Here is a 14,528-nt window from a genome sequence, read left to right on the forward strand (position 1 = left end):
TGTGAAGACCAGCAGTGGAGTTAAATCCAGCGCGATAAACTTTGCCGTCTCGAAGATTGGCCTGCCATACGACTATAAGTGGCTCACTTATATTGGTGGTAAGGAAGTCTACGGTAGCAAATACTACTGCAGTGAGTTAATTTGGGCAGCGTATCTGGCAAGCGGCGGTCCTGACATCGATCAGAATCCAGGATGGAGCTGGAGATACGGCTACAACGTAGCACCACAGGAGCTTGCCGACGATAGAGATACGTACCTGATGTCTCAGGCGAGCTGATCTTAAGGCCCCATGCATCTTCATTTTTATATTTTGCATTTTTAATGATTAAGTGTCCATAGTTCTACTGCTATTTCGACGCCGTACTGAAAGTCATGAGAGGGATTGAAACCGGAAGTAAAAAGTGCCCCCGCCGGGAGTTGAACCCGGGTCGAGGAGTCCGCAGCCCCTCAGGATATCCGCTACCCCACGGGGGCAGTTGTTGAAGGATTGAATTCCTGCAAGATAAATTTTTCCTATGCAGTTCTAAAAATTAAATTGAAAATAGGAGATAAAGCCCGTAAATGAAGGCCAGAAGGAAAGCAAGTGTCGTCAAAGCGGAAACTGCACCCTTCTTCCTCATCCCTACAGTGGTGTCAAGAAGTATTGCCCTCAGACCGTTAAACGCGTGGAAAGACACTACAAGCAGTAAAGCCGCATACATGGCTTTAAACTCTGGCTCAGCAACTCTACTTACCACCTCAGCATATTTTAATGCTTCGTGGGATGTCATGTGAGTGACGTAGAAGTGGAGTGTTACTAGCAAAATCATCACAAGTCCTGTGAGCATCTGGAAAATCCACGCCACCGGTTCCATAACACTCTTTGCTGACTCCATTTCAACCACCTGTCAGAGAATACATAATGTAACTGGCATACAGCCACACCACGACTGTAATTATAGTAAAGATTGCCAGCAACGGCTTCCTGTTTTCATAGGCTATTCCGAACTCGTGCAGGATGATCCTGAAGCCATTTACGCCGTGAAAAACTCCGCATAAAACCAGCAGCAGATCGAAAACCAGAAATTGCCTCGAAACGGTGATGGCAATCATGCTCTCGTAAGTTAGCCCTGTCTTATCGAGGAGTGTTGAGAGGTAAGTGAGGTGAGCAAGCAGGTAGATTAGCAGCACAACTCCTGTCAGTCGCTGAAACGTGAAAGCCCAGCTGAAAAGACTCCTTCCTTTAAACCTGAACCAGCCTGAAACGCTCATTTTACCACCCCAAAAGGCTCTTAAGTATGCTGAAAGCAGTTTTTCTTCTCAGCAACTGCACAGCCTTGGCCGGCTCGACGTTCTTCGGGCAAACTTCGCTGCACTCCATTGCAAGGTGACATCTCCACACCCCGCTGGGAGAGCTTGCTATTTGGTACCTCTCCCTCTGCCCCTCATCCCTGCTATCTGCACAGAACCTGTAAGCTGCGGTCATGGCAGCGGGACCGAGATACTCGTCGAGAGTTGCTGCTGCTGGACATACTGAGTAGCATGCTCCACATTTAATGCAGAGGGTGAAGAGGTAGTATTCATTTAGCTCCTTCGGAGTCTGCAGTAGCTCCTTTGGCTCCGCATAATTATCATTTTTCCGGATAAGGTATGGCTTTACAGCCTTATGCTTCTCAAAGAATTCGTCAAACTCAGTTATGAGGTCCTTTATTACCTTGAAGTTGTCCAGAGGTTCAACCTTAACAGTGTTGCCGAGTGTCAAAACCTGAGTCTCACACGCCAATCTCGGCCTGTCGTTAATCTTCATCGCGCAGCTACCGCAGATGCCCATTCTGCAGGAGGCTCTGAAAGCAAGGCTTGAATCGTAGTTCTCCTTGATGTAGTAGAGAGCCTCAAGGACTGTCATTCCCCTCTTTGCTGGAACTTCGAAGGTCTGCCAGTATGATTTCTTGCCGTTATACCTCCTAATTCTGAACTTGACCATCATACCACCCTCAGTACTTTCTCTCCACCGGCTCCCACTTCGTGATGACCACTGGCTTGTAGTCAAACTTCGGCCCTTCAGGAGTGTAGTAGGCAATTGTATGCTTCAGCCAGTTCTCGTCATCCCTCTTTGGATAATCCAGTCTGTAGTGGGCTCCCCTGCTCTCCTTCCTCTTGAGTGCCCCGATCGCCACGACTTCTGCCAGGTCAAGCATGTAGCCGATTTCGATTGCTGAAGTCAAGTCTGTGTTGAATCCTCTCGACTTATCGTTAATTTCCACGTTTCTGTAGCGCTCTTTGAGCTCCTGTATCTTCTTTACAGCCTCCTTCAGCCCTTTCTCTTCCCTGAATATCCACATGTTATTATCCATCGTCTCGTTGAGCTCCTTCTTTATCTGATACGGGCTCTCATCACCGTTTTTACCAAGCAGATCATCGAAAATCCTTTTCTCCTCCTTCTGCCTGAACTCAGCAGATATCTTACCCTGCTCGGCATTCAAAGCGTATTCAGCCGCAACCTCTCCCGCAACCCTTCCGAAAACGAGACATTCAGCAGTTGAGTTTGAGCCAAGCCTGTTTGCTCCGTGAATGCTGACACAAGCACACTCACCGGCAACAAAGAATCCCTTCACCGCGGTTTCACACCTTACATTAGTGTCAATTCCCCCCATCGTGTAGTGGGCTACAGGCTTTACCGGAATCGGCTCCTCTACTGGATCAACACCCGCAAACTTTATCGCAGCGTCTCTGATCAAAGGCAACCTTTCTTCTATTTTCTCCTCACCGAGGTGTCTTAGGTCAAGGGCTATGTAGGGCCCGTACTCTCCCTCAAAACCTCTTCCCTCCATTATTTCCGTCCACATTGCCCTCGAAACGACGTCTCTTGGGGCAACTTCCATCTTTTCAGGAGCATACTTCTTCATGAACCTCTCGCCGTTTTTGTTCAGCAAGTAACCACCTTCTCCTCTGCAGCCCTCAGTCATCAAGATGCCCGACGGAATAAGGCCAGTTGGATGGAACTGAAAGAACTCCATGTCCTTCAGCGGAATGCCGTTTCTGTAGGCGATAGCCAGTCCGTCTCCCGTAACCTGATGGCTGTAGGTCGTGAAACCGTAAAGTCTCCCGGCACCTCCGGTGGCAAAAATTACTGCTTTTGCTTGGAAGAACTCCATATAGCCCGTTTTTAGGTGAATCGCCGAAACTCCCTGAACTCTCCCGTCTTCAATCGCCAGATTTGTTATGAAGTACTCAGGAAAGATCTCGATGTTATCGTACATCAGCATTCGCTCGTAAAGGGTGTGCACTTCATGAAAGCCTGTCCTGTCTTTCGCATACGTGGCACGGTTGAAGCTGTGTCCTCCGAAAGGTCTCTGGGCTATAGTTCCATCCTCATTTCTGCTCCATGGACACCCCCAGTTTTCCAGCCTTATTATCTCAACCGGACACTCTCTCACGAAAAACTCTACAGCATCCTGGTCAGCAAGAAAGTCAGAGCCTTTAACCGTATCCCACGCGTGTAGGTCGAAGCTGTCCCCTTCCCTTAGAACCGCTGCCGTCCCACCTTCAGCACAAACGCTATGACACCTGATGGGATAAGTTTTGGCTATTAGCGCGATTGATAGTTTTCTGCTTTTTTCAGCTGCTGCAATAGCAGCTCTCATCCCTGCAATCCCTGCACCGACAATAACGATGTCGTGCTCCATTACATCACCTTAAATCAATCTAAAGTTCACCCTATATAAATATTATACTAATCGTCCTCTCGGTTTAAAATTCACTTAGTATCCTTTGTATTGGTTAGTACGTAAGGGAAAAAGTTTTTTATATAGCAAACTTCAACTCAAGACGATGGCGCAACTTGAAATCATCGACTTACACAAGAAATTCGGGGATCTCGAAGTTCTCAAGGGCGTTACGATGAATGTTGAAAAAGGGGAGGTTGTCGTTATTATAGGGCCGTCAGGAAGCGGGAAATCAACTTTGCTCAGGTGCATAAACCGCCTTGAAGAGCCTACAAGCGGGAAAATACTTCTTGACGGTGTGGATATCACGGACAGTAAAGTTGACATCAACAAAATCAGACAGAGAATCGGAATAGTTTTCCAGCAGTTCAACCTCTTTCCCCACCTCACAGCCCTGCAGAACGTTACTCTCGCACCCATCAAAATAAAGAAAATGGACAAAAGGGAAGCTGAGGAGCTTGGATTGAGGTTGCTTGAGAAGGTTGGTCTGGCGGACAAAGCTGATTACTATCCAGCCCAGCTTAGTGGTGGGCAGCAGCAAAGAGTGGCCATTGCGAGGGCTCTAGCGATGAACCCAGAGGTAATGCTGTTTGACGAGGTGACTTCAGCTCTTGACCCCGAACTCGTTAAGGAAGTTCTTGACGTTATGAAATCTCTGGCAAATGATGGAATGACTATGGTCGTAGTCACTCACGAAATGGGCTTTGCAAGAGAGGTAGGGGATAGAGTCATTTTCATGGACGGTGGAGTAATAGTGGAAGAAGGAGAGCCTGAGCGGATATTCTCGAACCCCAAACACGAGAGGACGAGGAAGTTCTTGAGCATGATACTTTGAGTTTTTAGCCGTTAAAATTCTACTTTTAAGATCTCAAAGCATTCAGTTTTATAAGGTCGTAAATTTTTTAAAGGTATTTTTAACAATAAATAAAGATATCTATTAGAGGTGATTAAATGGAAGAGTTTAGGGAGCTTTGGCGTGATGCGTACGAAAATCCGGAGAGTTTCTGGAGTAAAAAGGCTGAAGAAGCTATGGAAGACATCTACTGGTTTGAACCATGGGAAAAGACATTCAAGTGGGATTATCCGAAGTTTAGCTGGTTTGAAGGCGGTAAGACGAACATTTGCTACAACTGCCTTGACTACAAGGTGAAAAAGTATGGATCCAAGCCAGCATACATCTACGAAAACCCAGAGATGGACCTGAGTTATGCGGTAACTTACAGTCAGCTTTTCAGCCTGGTTAAGAGATATTCTGCCGCACTGAGGGGAGCCGGGCTGAATAAGGGAGACAGAATTCTTCTGTACCTTCCGAATTCAATTGAGGCTGCTGCTATGCTTCTTGCGGCTGCAAGAATTGGAGCTATTTCGGTTACAGTATTTGCGGGCTTCTCACCAAAGGCTGTTGCTGACAGGATTGAGCTTACCACACCAAAGCTGATCTTTACCCAAGACTTCTCTTCAAGAAGGGGAAGGCTCGTGAGGCTGAAGGAGAACATTGACGAGGCTCTCAGCTACGTGCCAGAAGAGGTTAGGGCAAACATCAAAATGGTGGTTGTAAAGAGGGCTATGCCGGAACAAGAGATTGACCTGAAAGAAGGTAGGGATTTCACCCTGAAAGAGTTTCTGGATTTGAGGAAAGGGGAGAGCGGCGACTATGTTGAGATGGATGCAATGGACCCAATATTTGTAATGCCAACTTCCGGCACGACAGCCAAGCCAAAACCTGTTGTGCACGTCCAGGGAGGTTACCAGATATGGAACTACTACGCAGCGAAGTGGGTTTATGGTTTGGAGCCTGACGACGTGATATTCAACACCTCTGACATAGGCTGGATTGTCGGGCAGAGTTACATGGTTTTTGGCCCACTGTTAGCTGGCTCAACGTGCATTCTTTTTGACGGCACTCCCGACTATCCTGAACCCGGCACCTGGTGGGATGTTGTGGAAAGGGACAGGGCAACGTTGATATGGACTTCTCCAACAGGGGCAAGGATACTGAGAAAGCTTGGGGAGGGCAAGGCGAAGGAGTACGACTTGAGCTCTGTCAGGAGAGTGGTATGTGCTGGAGAGGTTCTGAATCCTGAAGTGTGGTACTGGCTTTACAGAGATGTTTTTGAGGAGGAGATCCCCGTAATTGACCACATGTGGCAGACTGAAACGACTGGTGCGCTTTTCGGCTACCCCTACGGACTTTACGGTGACGAGATAAAGAAATTCATAAAGCCAGGCTCTGCTGGATTACCGCTGCCGGGAGTTATCCCCGTTGTTCTCGACGAGCTTACCGGTAAGGAGCTACCACCAAAAGAGAAAGGGATAATGTACCTAAAAAGACCCTTCCCCGGCCTTACTCCAACTCTCTGGGACAGCTTTGAAAGATACGTGAGATCCTACTGGGAAGTTGGGGCTGGCAGAGGTATGTACTGCACAGGTGATGCTGCCTACATAGATGAGGATGGCTACGTCTGGTTCACAGGGAGGGCAGATGAGGTGATAAAAATTGCTGGACACAGAATTGGGACAATAGAAGTTGAAAATGCCCTCATAAGCCATCCAGCCGTAGCTGAGGCAGGAGTTAGTGGGATACCAGACGAGATCAGAGGAGAAGTGATCGCAGCGTTTGTTGTGCTCAAGCCCGGCTACACACCAAGTGAAGAGCTAAAGAAGGAGATAATAGACCACGTTAGAAAGACTCTTGGCCCGATTGTTGTCTTCAAGGACATACAGTTTGTGAACATGCTTCCAAAGACGAGAAGTGGTAAAATAATGCGAAGAGTTATGAAGAGGCTATTCCTCGGAGAGGAGCTTGGAGACCTATCCACCATAGAGGAGGAGGCTTCAGTTGACGAGATCAGAGAGGCCGTGGAAAAGCTGAAAAAGCTTTAAATTTAAAATTTATTTATTTTAAGCCAGTAACATGGATCTGTTAAAAATCAAAAAATTTAAAGGTGTAGCTGCAAAGCAAGCACATGAACCTGATTTTTCTCGGCCCACCTGGGGCAGGTAAGGGTACACAGGCAAAGAGGGTAGTTGAAAAATACGGTATTCCACAGATTTCTACTGGAGATATGCTGAGAGAGGCTGTTGCCAAAGGAACAGAGTTGGGAAAAAAGGCCAAAGAGTATATGGATAAAGGAGAACTTGTGCCGGATGAAGTGGTTATCGGGATAGTTAAGGAGAGACTTCAGCAGCCTGACTGTGAAAAAGGGTTCATTCTTGACGGATTTCCAAGGACTCTCGCTCAGGCAGAGGCTCTTGACGAAATGCTCAAGGAATTGGACAAGAAAATCGATGCTGTTATCAACGTCGCAGTACCTGAAGAGGAGGTTGTAAAGAGAATCACTTACAGAAGAACATGCAAAAACTGCGGAGCTGTTTATCACTTAATTTACGCTCCTCCCAAGGAGGATAACAAGTGCGACAAGTGCGGAGGGGAGCTTTACCAGAGGGATGATGACAAGGAGGAGACTGTAAGGGAGAGGTACAGAGTTTACAGAGAGAACACGGAACCACTCATTGATTACTACAGGAAGAAAGGCATACTCTACGACGTTGACGGAACAAAAGATATAGAAGGGGTCTGGAAGGAAATAGAGGCCATACTCGAAAAAATCAAATCCTGATTCTTTTTACCTTTATTTTGCCCTCAAGCCAGTCAGCGATCAGACCAACAACCCTTTCATCCTGTCTTAAAAAGTGGTCTCCCTCCTCAACCTCCACGAATGTCTTGGGCTCTTTAGCAAAGTTGTAAAGAGTAACTCCATTCTCGAAGGGCACGATGTTGTCTTTTCTTCCATGCACGATTAGCTTTTCGACCTTAACATCGCCAATCCAGTTTTTAGGTTCAATTTCGAAAAACTCCTTCAAAAAAGAGTTACGAAAACTCTCAAAGCTCCCGATTCCCTTCAAAATGTTTTTCATACGAGCATTTTCGTAAATCATTTTCAGAACCTGATCGCTGAAGAGGTCTATGCAGCAGGGAGAGGAAACAACAACGAGCTTTTGAAGGTTTTGCATTTCTACTGCAGCCCTCACTGCAACAGCCCCACCCATGCTGTATCCAAGAACGCTGACCTCCTCAAAATTTTCTGCTATTGTCAGCAAGTCCTCAACCCACGACCTAATGCTGAAGTATCCCTCACTCAACCCGGTTCCTGAAAAGTCAAAAATTACGGTCGGAAAACCACGTTTGGAAAATAAATAGGCAAGATTTATGTAACTCTTTTCCACCACCGAACCTGACTCGTACGGCAATCCATGACAGATGACTAAAGCCTTATCTACTTGTATCCTGGCGAATACTCTTCCTATCTTTTTATCCAGATACATTATTTTAATCCGACAAGCTTCTCAAGTTCCTCAAGATCCTTCTCAATCTTCTTTATTTCCTCTTTCTTGTTCTGGACGAGCTCTGAAACTATTTCCTTCAAGTCTCTGGTGAGTTTGTAACATTTGAGCGGTCTTCCTTTGCCCTTCTTTTTGATCTCCCTCTCTTTTATCCAGCCCCAATCTTTGAGGTCCTTCATCGCCAGACTCACTTCTGGCTGTCTGAGATTTGCTGCCCTCTCTATATCTCTTGAAACCGCTTCACCAGCTTTTGCGAGGAAAACCACCACTTTGGCTATATTTCTGTTCAGGCCAGTTTCTGATAGTAGCTGGACGATTCTCTCTTCTTTTTCAGTTAGCTCTTCAACCATATGATTCACCTCCAGTTACAGTTAGTGTTACATTTTTTACTTATACTAAGGACTATATAAATTTTTTTGCATTTAGGTATTTATCTAATATCCACCTGCTATTTTGTTAGATAAATCATTAGAAGGGATATATTATAAAGTCAATAATTCAACAACTTTCAAATAAGAAAAGGGAGTGCTTTAACAATCCCAGAACTTGAATGAATTCGAGAGAAGTTTTAGATGTATTTTTTAAAAATATTATCAAAAAATATTATCTTTAGAAATTCAGACAAAAGGGGAAAAATTAACAAACTTTCGTTAAGAAATATGTTATTGGAGAGGTGATGCAAATGCTTGAAAACAATGCCCTTCTGACGGAGGAGGAGATAAAAATAAGGGAGGAGGCTAAGGAGCTTGTTAATGCCGTTGATCCCGAACTTTTGAGGAAAATGGACAGAGATGAGGTTGATTATCCCCTCGAATTTTTGGAGGAGGCGGCGAAAAGAAAAATGCTTGGATTGAGATTCCCTGAAGAGTACGGCGGGAGAGGGCTGAGCTGGACTGCTGAGAGTGTGGCTGTTGAGGAAGTTGGTGTGTTGGGAAACGGAATTGGATGCAGCTTCGCGATGGTCAGCATTGTTGGAGAAGCCATATACCGCTTTGGTCAGGAGTGGCAGAAAGAGGAGTTTCTGAAGCCAATAATCAAGGGAAAAAAGGTTTCGGCTGAGGGTTTGACTGAGCCGAGAGGTGGTAGCGACTTCTTCGGCACAACGACGAGGGCGGAAAAGAAGGGGAATGTCTGGGTGCTGAATGGCGCGAAGAGGTTTATCGCTGGAGGAAAGGTTGCAGACTTCTACCTGATTTACGCCAGAACAGATCCGAATGCTCCCGGACACAAGGCTCTTACCGCTTTTCTGGTTGAGAGGGACATGGGTGTTGAGATCGAAGAGATCTACAACCTGCTTGGGTTCAGGGGGATGGGGACGGCAAGGATAGTCTTCAAGGATGTCGAGGTGCCGGATGAGTACAGGGTTGGTGAGGTTAATGGAGCAAGAGAGATTTTTAACAGAATGATGATCCCGGAAAGGCTAACTTCCGCTGCTGGAGCACTCGGAACGGCAAGGGCAGCTCTGGAAGTTGCCGTAAAGTACTCAAACAAGAGAAAAGCCTTCGGGAGGAAAATTAGGGAGTTTCAGGGAGTTAACTTCATGGTGGCTGAGGCAATAACGAAGCTTGATGCAGCAAGGGCTTTAACCTACAATGCTGCGAGAGCTGTAGACTTATACGACGCCGGGAAAGGCCCAGATCCGAGAAGGTTAGTGAGCGAGGCAAAGTACTTCGCAACAGACGTTGGATGGGATGTGGTCAACAAAGCGATGCAGATTCTTGGCGGCATAGGCTACACACAGGTTTATCCGGTTGAGAGGATGCTCAGGGACATGAGGCTCTCACCGATATGGACGGGAAGCAACGAAATCATGAAGATGCTCATCCAACACGAGACATACAAGATGATGGGGTTACCATCAAAAGACAGGGACGTAGAGAAGGACGCGATGGACTGGTACAAGGAGTGGGAGAAAGTTTACGAATAAATTTCTCATTCAATTTTTCTGAAGTCTTCCTACAGCAATCTTCTCGGAATTAATCCCTGCATCAGCATGCAGTCAGCAATAACCAGCGCGACCATTGCCTCAACAACCGGCACAGCCCTGGGAACTATGCAGGGGTCGTGTCTGCCCTTAACGCTTATCTCCACCTCCTCCATTCTCTCGTAGTCAACTGTTCTCTGCGTCTTTGAGATGGACGGTGTCGGCTTAATTGCGGCCCTCAGAACTATGTCTTCTCCGTTGGAAATTCCTCCAAGAACTCCGCCTGCATTGTTGGTTAAGAAGGCTATTTTACCATTCCTTATCGCCAGCGGATCGTTATTCTCGCTCCCTCTCTTCCTTGCAGCCTCGAAGCCAGCTCCAATCTCCACACCCTTCACTGCTGGAATGCCCATGACCGCGTATGCCAGATACGCATCGAGTTTGCCAAAAACAGGCTCCCCCAGCCCGGCAGGGGCATTTTTGACTACAACCTCCACAACACCCCCAACGCTGTCCCCTTCACTCATTGCATCCTTCAACCTCTTCTCTGCCTCTTTCTCTGCTTTTTCGTCTGGCATCCTTAGGGGATTCTTCTCTGCCCTTTCAAAAGCCTCCTCAGGGTCGCTTATCCTGCATTCAACACCTGCAATTTCCTTTGCATACCCCATTACCTTAATACCGTACTTCCTCAGCAGCAGTTTCGCCATCGCGCCAGCAGCAACCCTCGACGCGGTCTCCCTTGCCGAAGCTCTCCCCCCACCCCTCCAGTCTCTTATCCCAAACTTTGCCCAGTAGGTGTAATCGGCATGTCCGGGCCTGAAAACAGTCTTCAACTCTTCATACGCTTTCGAGTCAACATCGGTGTTCCATATAATCATCGAAATCGGAGTGCCGGTCGTTAGGCCTTCAAAAACTCCCGAAAGAATCTCCACCCGGTCAACTTCTTTCCGCTTCGAAGCATACTTTCCTCCCGGCCTCCTTCTTTCCATCTCTTTTTGAATGAAATCTTCGTCAACTTCCACTCCAGAGGGGAAGTGGTCAATCACACATCCAACAGCCTTTCCGTGACTCTCTCCCCAGGTCGTGACCTTTAAAAAAAATCCGAAGGTGTTCATTCTCTTTCTCTATCCGCTATAAGCTTTCCACCAACACCTACATTCTCTGCCGGAGGTTCGTGCAGCAGAATAGTTATTGCATTCTTATCCATGCCATAAGTTTCTGCACAAACTTCCGTTAGCTTTTCCACGAACTCCCTCTTCTCCTCAACATCGAGTTTTGGCCCGTAAACTATTAAGACTGGCATAAGATTTGTTAGCTCAGAATAATATAAGAGTTGTTGTCACCTCGTAAAGCTTTTAAATTCGTTAACCTGTCAGCATTCATGGTTAACGATATTAAAAAGGTTGTTCTAGCAGTGGTAATGGCTTTAATAACTGCAGTATCTGCCCAGCTCAGCTTTAAAGTCGGCCCGATTCCATACACAATGCAGAATTTCGGTGTCATGCTCTCAGGCTTCTTGCTTGGATCCTACTACGGGTTTATCGCAATGTTGCTTTACCTACTCCTCATAGCCCTCGCTCTCCCAATGGCTGCTGGTGGGGGAGGGCTGGGGGCGCTGTTGGGCCCGACAGCGGGATTTCTGTATGGGTTCACAATCTCGTCATTTCTGGCTGGAGTTTTCAGGAAGTTTATCTGGAAAAGGGGAGAAAGGAAAGAAGTCTTGCTGCTCTGGATTTCAACACTCTTTGCATCTGCTCCAATCTACCTTCTCGGCTTTATTGTTTTCTACAGCTTCGCAATCAACACACAAAGCCTCCTTTTATGGTCTGAGAATGCTACAAGAATGTTCGGCCTCAGCCTAACTTCTCCAGCGATGGTAGTCTTTGCTGCCACCGTGCTGCTATTCATCCCACAGGACTTCTTCGTTGACCACCTTCTTGCAGTTCTGGTTTTCAAATACGTCCACAGAATGCTGAAGGAGAGAGGTGTGGAAATTGATTGAGTTTAGTGTTAAAATGTATGTTTATCCAAACGGAAATGTAGGTTTGAGGGATTTCAAATCGACTTTTGAAGGTTGTGAGTTCATCATTGGTTCAACAGGTTCCGGAAAGAGTACAATCCTCAAAATGATTAACGGCTTAATTCCCCACTTTGTCGGCGGAAATCTTGAAGGCCACGTGAGGGTTTTCGGGCAGAAACCAAGTCCAGAAATTGTATTCTTTGTCAAGCAGAATCCCGAAGAGATGATAACCTCAACAGAAGTCGCTGATGAAATCCTCTTCCCCCTCATTCAGCTTGGGGTGAGCAGGTCAGAGGCTAAAAAAGAGGCTGAAGAAGTTTGCGAAGAACTAGGAATTGCCGGGCTTTTGGAGAGGAAAACTTACGAGCTATCCACCGGAGAGCTTCAGTTGGTCGAAATCGCTTCTGCAATAGTTTCAAAGGCAAAAGTACTCGTTTTTGATGAACCTTTCGCAAATTTAAGCCGTAAAAATGCGATGAGAGTCATCAGAATTATCAAGGACTACCCTCACGTTGTTTCAGACCACAGGCTTGAGTTTTCGAAGTACTTCGAGAGAACGGTGAATATCGGCCTTGAAATTGAGGATGTAGAGATTCCGGAGGTTGAACTGGGTGAGTTAATATATGAAGGAGAAATTGAGCTCAGAGAAGGGGAGCTAATTGCGCTTGTTGGGGAAAACGGGGCGGGAAAGACGATGATGCTGAAAAGAATGGCAAGCGATATGAGAGGGCAAGGGCTGGATTTTTCGATTGTTTTGCAGAATCCATCCTACCACCTTGTCGAGGACAGCGTGGGTAAGGAGGTTGATTCAGCCATTGCCAAAGAGTTTGGGATAGAAAAGCTTCTCAGCAGGCATCCGCAGTCCCTCAGCGGGGGACAGATGAAGAGAGTGGCAATTGCAAAGGCGTTCAAATCAAAAATTTTGCTGCTCGACGAGCCTACAGCCGGGCAGGACTGCAACTTCAGGAAGAGGTTGATCTACCTGCTCAGAAAGCACGGAAAGTCAGCAATCATCGCAACGCACGATTCGGAAGTTGCTGAGCATTGCGACAGAAAAATGGAGCTATGATAGTCGAATCGCTCAAAGAGGGGCTGAGGGGTGGGGAGAGAGAGGGCAGGTGTGCGCTGCTGTCAGCTTCTCTCCTCTCAGTCTCCGTGTACGCTTCGGGCATGGCTTTTGAAATTTCGCTAACCGCAACATTCGTTCCTTTACTTGTGACAAAGAGTAGGAGCTTGAAGCTCCTGAAGGCCTTTTTGCCCTTCTACATCCTCTTTGCAGTCACTGCCTTTTTTGTCGGAATCACGGCTTTAAAATCGCTCCTGGCCTTTCTGGCAATAATCTCCGCCGGGTCTCTTGTGTTCTCTTCTCAACCCTCTGAAATCATTGGAGCCCTGAAGTTTTTCAAGTTTCCAGAAAAACTCGTGAGCCTGCTTCAAATTGCCCTATCCATACTTCCGGTAATAGTCAGCGACTTTGAGAACGTCAAGAACATCTATTGCAGGTCCTACTACAGATTGCTAAAAGCTTTTGTCTCCACAGCCATTCTGAGAGCGGTAAGCTTCTCCGAGTCACTTTACTCGAAGAATTTCAGGTACAAGGCTGCTGGAAAAACAAGAAAACCGGGGAAAGCTGATTACCTCCTGCTGGTTGTTTCAATCTTTGTTTTAATTTATGCGATGTCTCTTGAGGTATCCACCTGAATGCCCTCTTCAATGTAAAATCTGAAGTACTCAGAAACGGGTCTCTTCCCTCTCAACTTTGGCACGGCGAACTTACTAACTAACCTCTCACCCACCCTCTCAACTTCAACATCAAACACAACATCAGAAATTTCCAGGACTTTGTTGACCACATCTAATGGATGAAGGTCTTTGACGAGGTGGCAGTAAACAACAACTCCCTTCTCCTTAGAGATCGTGTACAGCTTATTTATCAACCAGTCTTTAAGTCCCCAGTCGGTGTTGAGGTTCAGGAAGAATGAGAGAGAGTCAATAATTATATTATACTCGCCGCTCTCCTCTTCGGCTATTTTCGATAATCTGTCATCAACATAGTCGAAAATTTCTTTATCTCTGTATTTGTCCTCGACGATGAACTGACCATACTCGTTAAGATAGTACTGCTCGTAAACATCGATGAATGTAACAAATTGAGTGTCAAGGCGGAGTTTTTCCATATCTATTTTGACGAATTTTGCCGGGCGACTGGTGGTAAAGTAGTAGGTCTTCATAACGGTGGCAAACTGGTAAAGGAACGCTTCAGGCATCGCGAGCGGGTTTGCGTGGATGCATACAAAGCTACCTGGCGGTAAACCACCATCCAGCCTTCTGTCAAGAAGAACAATGCCTGTGGGTACATCAGAGGTTTTTAGTAGTTGCACTTTACCACCATTAAACATTAGAACATTGATGCATTTAAGCTTTTTCCATTATAATCATAATTGTGTAATTATAAATGGAACGAGAAACCTTAATTAGTAAATTTATGCTCATTATAAACATCGTCATTCAAAAAAACAAAAAATAATAACAATTA

At 46.2% G+C, this 14,528-nt stretch carries 17 protein-coding genes and 1 tRNA gene; 8 read left to right on the top strand and 10 right to left on the bottom strand.

The features are described 5' to 3' along the window. Window position 1 precedes the first annotated feature (1 nt). Window positions 2-277 (top strand): YiiX/YebB-like N1pC/P60 family cysteine hydrolase, encoded by a 276-nt coding sequence (locus H0Z19_RS02785; RefSeq protein WP_290723600.1) that lies wholly within the window; start codon window positions 2-4, stop codon window positions 275-277. Window positions 278-402: 125 nt separating this feature from the next. Here H0Z19_RS02785 and H0Z19_RS02790 read toward each other — a convergent pair. The 5 genes from H0Z19_RS02790 to H0Z19_RS02810 form a co-directional block, all read right to left on the bottom strand. After that, window positions 403-474: transfer RNA gene (locus H0Z19_RS02790), tRNA-Arg, on the bottom strand. A 56-nt stretch (window positions 475-530) separates the two neighbouring features. After that, complete coding sequence (locus tag H0Z19_RS02795) at window positions 531-875, bottom strand: succinate dehydrogenase hydrophobic membrane anchor subunit (RefSeq protein WP_290723602.1); 345 nt, start codon at window positions 873-875, stop codon at window positions 531-533. Window position 876: 1 nt separating this feature from the next. Continuing rightward, window positions 877-1,251 (bottom strand): succinate dehydrogenase, encoded by a 375-nt coding sequence (locus H0Z19_RS02800; protein WP_290723605.1) that lies wholly within the window; start codon window positions 1,249-1,251, stop codon window positions 877-879. Window position 1,252: 1 nt separating this feature from the next. Continuing rightward, window positions 1,253-1,966 (bottom strand): succinate dehydrogenase iron-sulfur subunit, encoded by a 714-nt coding sequence (gene sdhB / locus H0Z19_RS02805; RefSeq protein ID WP_290723607.1) that lies wholly within the window; start codon window positions 1,964-1,966, stop codon window positions 1,253-1,255. 7 nt (window positions 1,967-1,973) lie between these two features. Then, complete coding sequence (locus H0Z19_RS02810; protein ID WP_290723609.1) at window positions 1,974-3,665, bottom strand: succinate dehydrogenase/fumarate reductase flavoprotein subunit; 1,692 nt, start codon at window positions 3,663-3,665, stop codon at window positions 1,974-1,976. Window positions 3,666-3,810: 145 nt separating this feature from the next. Here H0Z19_RS02810 and H0Z19_RS02815 point away from each other — a divergent pair, with 145 nt between their 5' ends. From H0Z19_RS02815 to H0Z19_RS02825, 3 genes are all read left to right on the top strand, one after another. Beyond that, window positions 3,811-4,539 carry an amino acid ABC transporter ATP-binding protein gene (locus tag H0Z19_RS02815; protein ID WP_290723611.1) on the top strand — a complete coding sequence of 243 codons (729 nt, stop codon included), beginning with the start codon at window positions 3,811-3,813 and terminating at the stop codon, window positions 4,537-4,539. A gap of 116 nt (window positions 4,540-4,655) precedes the next feature. Further along, on the top strand, window positions 4,656-6,587 hold the full coding sequence (locus tag H0Z19_RS02820; RefSeq protein ID WP_290723613.1) for an acetate--CoA ligase: 1,932 nt from the start codon (window positions 4,656-4,658) through the stop codon (window positions 6,585-6,587). 83 nt (window positions 6,588-6,670) lie between these two features. Further along, window positions 6,671-7,324: an adenylate kinase gene (locus H0Z19_RS02825; RefSeq protein ID WP_290723615.1), complete on the top strand. Its 654-nt coding sequence runs from the start codon at window positions 6,671-6,673 to the stop codon at window positions 7,322-7,324. Here the strand turns inward: H0Z19_RS02825 and H0Z19_RS02830 are convergent. Further along, the gene (locus H0Z19_RS02830) at window positions 7,314-8,030 is read right to left on the bottom strand and encodes an alpha/beta hydrolase (RefSeq protein ID WP_290723616.1); all 717 of its coding nucleotides are present in this window, start codon (window positions 8,028-8,030) and stop codon (window positions 7,314-7,316) included. The two genes, H0Z19_RS02825 and H0Z19_RS02830, sit on opposite strands and share 11 nt — an antisense overlap. Continuing rightward, on the bottom strand, window positions 8,030-8,398 hold the full coding sequence (locus H0Z19_RS02835) for an ArsR family transcriptional regulator (RefSeq protein ID WP_290723617.1): 369 nt from the start codon (window positions 8,396-8,398) through the stop codon (window positions 8,030-8,032). The genes H0Z19_RS02830 and H0Z19_RS02835 overlap by 1 nt, the downstream gene beginning before the upstream one ends. Window positions 8,399-8,730: 332 nt before the next feature. On the opposite strand from H0Z19_RS02835, the gene H0Z19_RS02840 reads away from it, so the two are divergent. After that, window positions 8,731-9,975, top strand: a complete 1,245-nt coding sequence (locus H0Z19_RS02840) for an acyl-CoA dehydrogenase family protein (protein WP_290723619.1) — start codon at window positions 8,731-8,733, stop codon at window positions 9,973-9,975. A gap of 29 nt (window positions 9,976-10,004) precedes the next feature. Here the strand turns inward: H0Z19_RS02840 and aroC are convergent, their stop codons facing one another. Continuing rightward, entirely contained in the window at window positions 10,005-11,087 is a 1,083-nt protein-coding gene (aroC, locus tag H0Z19_RS02845) for a chorismate synthase (protein WP_290723621.1), read from the bottom strand. Then, a complete protein-coding gene (gene dmpI, locus H0Z19_RS02850) occupies window positions 11,084-11,275 on the bottom strand; it encodes a 4-oxalocrotonate tautomerase DmpI (protein WP_290723623.1) in 192 nt (63 codons plus the stop codon). The genes aroC and dmpI overlap by 4 nt, the downstream gene beginning before the upstream one ends. Window positions 11,276-11,353: 78 nt before the next feature. Between dmpI and H0Z19_RS02855 the strand changes: the two genes are divergently transcribed. The 3 genes from H0Z19_RS02855 to H0Z19_RS02865 are packed head-to-tail and all read left to right on the top strand — an operon-like array spanning window position 11,354 to window position 13,693. Next, the gene (locus H0Z19_RS02855; RefSeq protein WP_290723624.1) at window positions 11,354-11,974 is read left to right on the top strand and encodes a biotin transporter BioY; all 621 of its coding nucleotides are present in this window, start codon (window positions 11,354-11,356) and stop codon (window positions 11,972-11,974) included. Further along, window positions 11,958-13,061 (top strand): ATP-binding cassette domain-containing protein, encoded by a 1,104-nt coding sequence (locus H0Z19_RS02860; protein ID WP_290723626.1) that lies wholly within the window; start codon window positions 11,958-11,960, stop codon window positions 13,059-13,061. The genes H0Z19_RS02855 and H0Z19_RS02860 overlap by 17 nt, the downstream gene beginning before the upstream one ends. Next, window positions 13,058-13,693: a hypothetical protein gene (locus H0Z19_RS02865; RefSeq protein ID WP_290723628.1), complete on the top strand. Its 636-nt coding sequence runs from the start codon at window positions 13,058-13,060 to the stop codon at window positions 13,691-13,693. The genes H0Z19_RS02860 and H0Z19_RS02865 overlap by 4 nt, the downstream gene beginning before the upstream one ends. Here H0Z19_RS02865 and H0Z19_RS02870 read toward each other — a convergent pair. Continuing rightward, window positions 13,663-14,373: an RAD55 family ATPase gene (locus tag H0Z19_RS02870; RefSeq protein WP_290723629.1), complete on the bottom strand. Its 711-nt coding sequence runs from the start codon at window positions 14,371-14,373 to the stop codon at window positions 13,663-13,665. The genes H0Z19_RS02865 and H0Z19_RS02870 overlap by 31 nt on opposite strands. Window positions 14,374-14,528: the final 155 nt, after the last annotated feature.

The sequence above is a fragment of the Archaeoglobus sp. genome (assembly GCF_017656475.1).
Taxonomy (GTDB): Archaea; Halobacteriota; Archaeoglobi; order Archaeoglobales; family Archaeoglobaceae; genus Archaeoglobus.

What these genes read in the sequence shown, in the direction of transcription:
- sdhB (WP_290723607.1), bottom strand. Translation starts at nt 1,966, where the DNA reads ATGATGGTCAAGTTCAGAATTAGGAGGTATAACGGCAAGAAATCATAC.
- H0Z19_RS02835 (WP_290723617.1), bottom strand. Translation starts at nt 8,398, where the DNA reads ATGGTTGAAGAGCTAACTGAAAAAGAAGAGAGAATCGTCCAGCTACTA.
- H0Z19_RS02800 (WP_290723605.1), bottom strand. Translation starts at nt 1,251, where the DNA reads ATGAGCGTTTCAGGCTGGTTCAGGTTTAAAGGAAGGAGTCTTTTCAGC.
- H0Z19_RS02855 (WP_290723624.1), top strand. Translation starts at nt 11,354, where the DNA reads ATGGTTAACGATATTAAAAAGGTTGTTCTAGCAGTGGTAATGGCTTTA.
- H0Z19_RS02825 (WP_290723615.1), top strand. Translation starts at nt 6,671, where the DNA reads ATGAACCTGATTTTTCTCGGCCCACCTGGGGCAGGTAAGGGTACACAG.
- dmpI (WP_290723623.1), bottom strand. Translation starts at nt 11,275, where the DNA reads ATGCCAGTCTTAATAGTTTACGGGCCAAAACTCGATGTTGAGGAGAAG.
- H0Z19_RS02815 (WP_290723611.1), top strand. Translation starts at nt 3,811, where the DNA reads ATGGCGCAACTTGAAATCATCGACTTACACAAGAAATTCGGGGATCTC.
- H0Z19_RS02820 (WP_290723613.1), top strand. Translation starts at nt 4,656, where the DNA reads ATGGAAGAGTTTAGGGAGCTTTGGCGTGATGCGTACGAAAATCCGGAG.
- H0Z19_RS02830 (WP_290723616.1), bottom strand. Translation starts at nt 8,030, where the DNA reads ATGTATCTGGATAAAAAGATAGGAAGAGTATTCGCCAGGATACAAGTA.
- H0Z19_RS02865 (WP_290723628.1), top strand. Translation starts at nt 13,058, where the DNA reads ATGATAGTCGAATCGCTCAAAGAGGGGCTGAGGGGTGGGGAGAGAGAG.
- H0Z19_RS02840 (WP_290723619.1), top strand. Translation starts at nt 8,731, where the DNA reads ATGCTTGAAAACAATGCCCTTCTGACGGAGGAGGAGATAAAAATAAGG.
- H0Z19_RS02810 (WP_290723609.1), bottom strand. Translation starts at nt 3,665, where the DNA reads ATGGAGCACGACATCGTTATTGTCGGTGCAGGGATTGCAGGGATGAGA.
- aroC (WP_290723621.1), bottom strand. Translation starts at nt 11,087, where the DNA reads ATGAACACCTTCGGATTTTTTTTAAAGGTCACGACCTGGGGAGAGAGT.
- H0Z19_RS02795 (WP_290723602.1), bottom strand. Translation starts at nt 875, where the DNA reads ATGGAGTCAGCAAAGAGTGTTATGGAACCGGTGGCGTGGATTTTCCAG.